Genomic DNA, 6,391 nt, shown 5'->3' on the forward strand with positions numbered 1-6,391 from the left:
ACCACGATCGCTCCAGCCCCTCGATCCGGATCGGCACGATCACCGCGTCGGATTTGTCGGCGATCATGCCGGCGCCGTCATAGACCTTCATCAGCGAGCCGGTAACGGTGATCCGGCCTTCTGGGAAGATGATCAGCGTTTCCCCGCTCGCCACCGCCTGGATCAGGGTGCGCGTCGCCATCGGCTTGAGCGGATCGATCGGCAGAGCGCGGACCATTCGCGTAAACGGCTTGACCCACCATTTCTGCGCCATCGCGGTGTCGATGGCGAACAGCGGATCGCGGCCGAGCAGCGACAGCGCGATTCCGGCATCGAGAAAGCTGACATGGTTGAGCGCAAGGATGACGTTGGGCTGCTGAACCTTCTGCAGGTTCTCCAGGCCGCGCACCTCGGCGCGGAAGAAGGCGCGGTAAAGGATCGACAGCGCATCCGCGAACGGCCGGGTCGGCATGGTGAAAGCGATCAGGATTGCGACGATCAGGTTGGCGACGCCGAGCATAAGGAACAGCACCGGCGTGGTGACGCCGGCGAGGCCCTGCAGCAGGGCGACGAAGAGCGTCGCCACCGTCATGAAGGCGGCATTGAGGATATTGACCGCGGCGATGGTCCGGGCCCTGCGGTCCGCACCGGCCCAGGCCTGCACCGCCGCGAAGGCCGGCACGATGAACATGCCGCCACCGATCGCAAGACCGATCAGCGAAATCGCAACATTGATGCCGCGCGCGGTGCGGAACACTTCCCATGGCCCGTTGAACACGGTGGCGGGCTGGGCGCCGTAGAGCGTGTAGCCGAGAAACAGCGCGAAGCCCGCGAGCAGAACCGCGCCGATCAGCGTCGGCAGCAGGATGATGCGTCCGGCGGCAAGCCAGGCGGCAAGACCCGAGCCGACCGCGACCGCAACCGAGAAGATCGCGAGATAGGCGGTGACCGTCTCCTCGTTGCCGCCGACCAGGGTCTTCACCGCAGGCGGCAGCAGGGAGAGCACGACGATCCCCGCGAGCCAGAACCAGCTTGTGACCAGCGCGCCCCACCACAGCCGCGAATCGGCGCGCAAATCGCGCAGCAGCGTCAATGTCGACGCCGCGATGTTGCGATTCACGATGAGATTGGGCGCGGCCTCGCCGGTGCGCGGAATGAGCAGCGCCGACACCCAGCAAAGCAGCGCAAAGAACATCACCAGCGCGGAGAAGGCGAGCGGATCGCCGCCGCCGCGCGCGGCCATGCCGCCGGCGATGGTGCCGAGCAAAATCGCGATGAAAGTCGCGCCCTCGACCAGCGCGTTGCCGGCGGGCAATTCGCGCCGTTCGAGATGGTCGGGCAGGATGCCGTATTTGATCGGCCCGAACAGGGCACCGATGATGCCGAAACCAGCCAGAGCCACGAACAGGATCAGCAGCGAATGCGTGACAAAGCCGAGCACCGCGATCGCGGCAACGCCGATCTCGACGAGCTTCAGCCGCTGCGCCACCACGGCCTTGTCGTAGCGGTCGGCAACCTCGCCGCCCAGCGCCGAGAGAAAGAAATACGGAGCGATGAACACCGCGCCGGCCAGCGTGATCAGCGCCTCGCCCTCCGTCCCCATCCGGAACAGGATCAGAAAGACGATCGAATTCTTCAGGAAGTTGTCGTTGAAGGCGGAAAAAAACTGGGTCCAGAACAGTGGCGCAAAGCGCCACGACAGCATCAACGGCTTCGACGGTCCGGCCATGCGCGTTCGGTGTCCGATCTTATTGAATACTTCGATCTGCTTAGCAGATTTCGGCCCCGGCCGCTAAGACGGGAGGAAGGCCGCCCAAGGGGCGCGGAGGGGCCTCTCAGCGGCCCTGCGACGGGCGCTCAGACGCTGCGCGCCAGCACCGTCGGCTGCTTGGTGCAGTCTTCGTCGACGCCGTTATGCAGCTTGTACTGGCTGAACCCGACATGGCTTGCCGGGGAGCCGGACACCACCACGAGATAGGCAAATTCGGTGCGGTGCCGCTTGGCGTCGCTGAAAACCTCGTCGTATTCGGCCCAGCCCCAGATCAGGAGCTTGCCCTGGAGGTCGCGGACCTGGCGCAGAATCGCCGGTTCCATGGTGATGATCGGCGACAGGGCGGTGGCGCGCGGACCCACGATCAGCGGCTTGTAGGCGTCATAAGACAGGATGCGGTTTCCGAGCTCGTCGAAATCGGCGAAATCGAAATCGGCAGGCACCGAGCGGTCGAAATATTTCCAGTTCACATGACCGCGGCCGTTCCGGGTCGGGGTCGTGCCGGTATTCTCCCAGACCGGCTGGATGGTGCAGGTCTGGATTTCATCATTGAGCGGATTCTTGGTCATGGCGACCTGAAATTCGCGCAAGAACACGTAAGGCCGTTGCGCCGAGACCAGCCCCTCCTGGACCAGACCCGCCATGCGATCGGTGGCGCGGATCGCGCGCAGCATCCACAAGCCCTGAAAGATCGTCGCCAGCAGCAGGAAGGCGGCAAAAGCGAGCAGCGCCATGTCGGTGATGCGGATGTCGCACAGGAAGCGGTTGCGCCAGCTCATCGCCTGCGCCGGTTGCGGCGCCGACGCCTGGGCCTTCCAGACCATCGCATCGTTGCTCTCGCGGTTCAGCACCGCGCGCTCGATGACCGAGTCCTGGGCACCGCGCTCGAACTGAATCGGCAGCCGCGACGGCGTTCGGGCCGGCGACACGGGCGCTTCGATCACGCAGACATTGGACAGGACAAAGACCGAGCCCGCGATCGCCGCCAGCGCGACGAGCGCGGAAAACAGGAATGCACTGATAGTCTTCATTACAGAGATGCCTGGCGGTGCCGCTGATGCCGTCATAGCGCCGCGAGGCCCCCCGCGACCGGACCGACGTTAGAGAGCGGGCCCCGATCAGTCAAACCATACCGGCCCTTGCGCATGTTCGGGCTGACGTTGCGCGACCGCCCGGATCGAACATGGCCGGGCCGCGCCGGCGGCCATAGGCAGACTGGCGCGGCGCGTGTATGCGGGCAACCGGGACCCATTTCGGATTTGCGGCTTTGCCCGATCACCATCCTCGTGCCGCCGGGCTGTCGGCGCCGGCTACCGGAGCTTTGTGCGGGATCGCCGCGGCGGCATGCTGGGCCGCAGGCTTCGTCGCCGCCAAGCATGGCCTGGCCGCCGGACTCGCCCCGGTCGATATCGCCTTTCACCGCTTCGTCTGGACCGGTCTGATCATGCTGCCGATGGTGCTGCGGGCAGGCCCGACCGACCTTGGCGGGCTCGGCTGGCGGCGCGGCCTGCTCATCGTGGTGCTGGCGGGGCCGCTGCAGGGTGTCCTCAGCTATACCGGCTTTACGCTGGCGCCGCTCGGCCATGGCGCAGTGATCCACCCGGGCGCTGCGGCGTTGGGCGGCCTTGTTCTCGCCTATCTGGCGCTAGGCGAGAAGCTCACGCGCGTCCGCATCCTCGGCGTCACCGCCATCCTGCTCGGCCTGCTGGTATTGGCCGGGGAAGCGATCATGACCATCCGTGGCAATGCGCTGACCGGCGACCTGTTGTTTGCTGCCGCCGGCTTCATGTGGGCCGCGTTTACGATCTGCCTTCGGGGATGGCGCACCAGCGGACTGCTTGCCGCGCAAGTGGTCGGCGTGCTGTCGCTGCTGATCTACGGACCGCTTTATGCGCTGGTGTTCGGCTTCGAGCGGATGGCCGCAGCCGGCCTTGCGGAGAATATTCTCCAGATCGCCGTGCAGGGCATCTTCGCCGGGCTGCTTGCGCTCTATCTGTTCGCACGTGCCGTGACCGCACTCGGCGCCGGACGCGCCTCGATGTTCCCGGCCCTTGTGCCGGCGATGACCATCCTGATCGGATTTCTGGCGCTTGGCGAAGTGCCGACCCTGCCGCAGCTTCTAGGGCTCGTCACCGTGCTCGTCGGTTTCTGGTTCGCGCTGCGGCCGTGAGCGGCCTCCAAGCGGAGCGCAGCGAATCGGCCACAGTCGCGGAAATTGCATCCACAGGCATCTGCAATTCGGTTTGACCGCAGACGGTAGCGGGGTATTGTTGCCTTTGTTACTCAGGAATTCCCGGCCCTACCGCAGGGGCATCAATTTCGACGCGATACGGAGACTGTGCGCAAAATACTGCGCGCAATTCAGGACAAGAATGATCTTCTCTTGAAGCCGATAAAGGTTGATGGAGTGGATGACTTAACTCTCGCTCATCACCTCGTCCTGTTGATCGATGCAGGCTCCATCGACGGAAGATTCATCGGACGGTGAGCTCTCCTATTCCACACGTGTGGGTGACAGACTTGACGTGGCAGGGTCACGAGTTTGCAGGTGCGCTACTCGCAGATGAATCAATCTGCCAAAAAATCAAAAGCGCTATCGGAGCGGAAACATCGAAAAGCTTCCTTTCAAAATGGTACAGGAGGTTGCGAGCAAAGCACTCACCACTTGGGCCATGAACAAGGCAGGCTTGTAGTTGTAGGCACCAGATCGCTGATCTTTCGCTCAGCAAGTTGGAGGAGGAGATGGCCACGTTCCTAAAAGTTGTTTCAGGGACATACCTTTTCTTTGTTTGGTTAGCCTTCACTTTGGTGGTCAGTGGCGTCCGAGTCGGATTGGGAGGATCGGGTGATGATATTGGTCCAATAGCGCTTATTGCCTTTTTGATTTGCATTACTCTCTCGATACCCGCTGTCGCCCTCTACGCCTTTGGCCAAGTGGTTGCTGATGTCCGAACCATGCGGCAGAGAATGGAGAAATCGGAAAGCCATCTATTCGCAATGAGATCATATTACGAGCCGCAGGCTTGAAGACCGATGATCGCCCAAGCCGCTGCGCCTTCAAGCGCAGGTGGAACGAAACCGCAACATTGCTCCTGTATTGCCCGTTGGGGCCGAACTATCATTGCCATCCATTTTCGGAGAAGTCTATTCTGTACGGCGATACGCGACGGCCCGCCTAAAACACGTTGCACAAGGTCGCCTTCTGCTTCGGGCGCTTGAGCGTCGCGTCCTGGCCTTTGATCCAGAACGAAAGGCCGCTTTTCGAATAGCGCGCGCCGGAGGCCGAAAGCCGCTGCGGCAGCGTATAGGAATGCCCGTCGAATTGCAGGCGCATCCGCTTGTCGCCCCTGTAGAAGGCGGCGACGGCTTGCGTTCCGTCGATGCAGCGGTAGGTGACGAAGGTCACCTGCGCATAAGCAGATGGCGCATAGGCCGGTGCCGCGGCGAGCGCCAGAATTGCCGCCAGTCCAATATGCTTCATGATCACGTTATGCCGCTTTCCGCGTCGACAGAAACGCGCCCATCCGTTCCAGCGCCTTCAGGATATTCTGCGTCGAATTGGCATAGGATAGACGCACATAGCCTTCGCCGAGAATGCCGAAATCCGGGCCGCCGATGATGGCGACGCCCGAGTCTTCCAGAAGCGAGGATGCCAGCGCCTTGGCCTGCCAGCCGGTGTTCTTGATATTGGGGAAGGCGTAGAACGCGCCCTTGGGCGTCGCGCAGGACACGCCCGGCAGCCTGTTCAGCCCTTCGACTACGACTTTGCGCCGGCGGTCGAACTCCGCGACCATCTTCGTCACCTCGTCCTGCGGTCCGGTCAGTGCCGCAAGTCCCGCATATTGCGCCGACGCATTGACGCAGGAATGCAGGTTGACCGCGAGTTTGCGCGCATAATCGTACAGCTTGCCCGGCCAGACCGCATAGCCGAGCCGCCAGCCGGTCATGGCATAGGTCTTGGACCAGCCGTTGAGCAGGATCAGCCGGTCGCGGATTTGCGGGTAGGAGAGCAGGCAGACATGGGTCTCGCCGTCATAGACCATGTGGTCGTAGATTTCGTCCGAAAGGATCGCGACGTCGGGATAACGCTCCAGCCCCGCGACCAGCCTGTCGATTTCGGATTTCGGGGTGACGCCGCCGGTCGGGTTGGCCGGCGAGTTGACGATCAGGAGCCGCGTCTTTGGGGTGATCAGCTTCAGCGTTTCTTCCGCCGAGAACGCAAAGCCGTTCTCCTCGCGGATCGGCACCGGCACGGGTGTCGCGCCGGTGAATTCGATCATCGAGCGATAGATCGGAAAGCCGGGATCGGGATAGAGAATTTCGGCGCCCGGCTCGCCGAACATCAGGATCGCCATGAACATGGTGGGCTTGCCGCCTGGCATGATCATGACCTCGTCCGGCGACACCGCGACCGCGTAGCGCTTGTGCAGGTCGGCCGCCACCGCCTCGCGCAAGGCCGGGATGCCGGTCGCCGGCGTGTAGCCATGGTGGCCGTCGCGCAGCGCCTTGATCGCGGCCTCGACGATGAAATCCGGCGTGCGGAAATCCGGCTGGCCGATGCCGAGATTGATGATGTCGCGGCCCTGCGCGGCCAACGCATTGGCGCGCGCCAGCACGGCGAAGGCATTCTCCTCGCCGATC

Annotated in this window: 5 protein-coding genes; 1 reads left to right on the plus strand and 4 read right to left on the minus strand. The window is 63.1% G+C overall.

Features of this window, described 5'->3' with window-relative positions; translation table 11 throughout:
- Together ACK41X_RS22085 and ACK41X_RS22090 are read right to left on the minus strand one after the other, a co-directional pair.
- The coding region (locus tag ACK41X_RS22085) for an MFS transporter (RefSeq protein ID WP_409728033.1) at positions 1–1,708 on the minus strand (1,708 nt) is incomplete at its 3' end.
- Between the two features lie 128 nt (positions 1,709–1,836).
- Entirely contained in the window at positions 1,837–2,781 is a 945-nt protein-coding gene (locus ACK41X_RS22090) for a hypothetical protein (protein WP_409728036.1), read from the minus strand.
- A gap of 200 nt (positions 2,782–2,981) precedes the next feature.
- Here ACK41X_RS22090 and ACK41X_RS22095 point away from each other — a divergent pair, with 200 nt between their 5' ends.
- Entirely contained in the window at positions 2,982–3,920 is a 939-nt protein-coding gene (locus ACK41X_RS22095; RefSeq protein ID WP_409728039.1) for a DMT family transporter, read from the plus strand.
- 1,005 nt (positions 3,921–4,925) lie between these two features.
- Here the strand turns inward: ACK41X_RS22095 and ACK41X_RS22100 are convergent.
- Positions 4,926–5,231, minus strand: coding sequence for an MliC family protein (locus ACK41X_RS22100; RefSeq protein WP_409728042.1), 306 nt, complete (start codon positions 5,229–5,231; stop codon positions 4,926–4,928).
- Positions 5,232–5,238: 7 nt separating this feature from the next.
- Positions 5,239–6,390, minus strand: a complete 1,152-nt coding sequence (locus ACK41X_RS22105; protein WP_409728045.1) for a pyridoxal phosphate-dependent aminotransferase — start codon at positions 6,388–6,390, stop codon at positions 5,239–5,241.
- Position 6,391: the final 1 nt, after the last annotated feature.

This window comes from Pseudorhodoplanes sp. (assembly GCF_046289595.1).
In the GTDB taxonomy this organism is placed as follows: domain Bacteria; phylum Pseudomonadota; class Alphaproteobacteria; order Rhizobiales; family Xanthobacteraceae; genus Pseudorhodoplanes.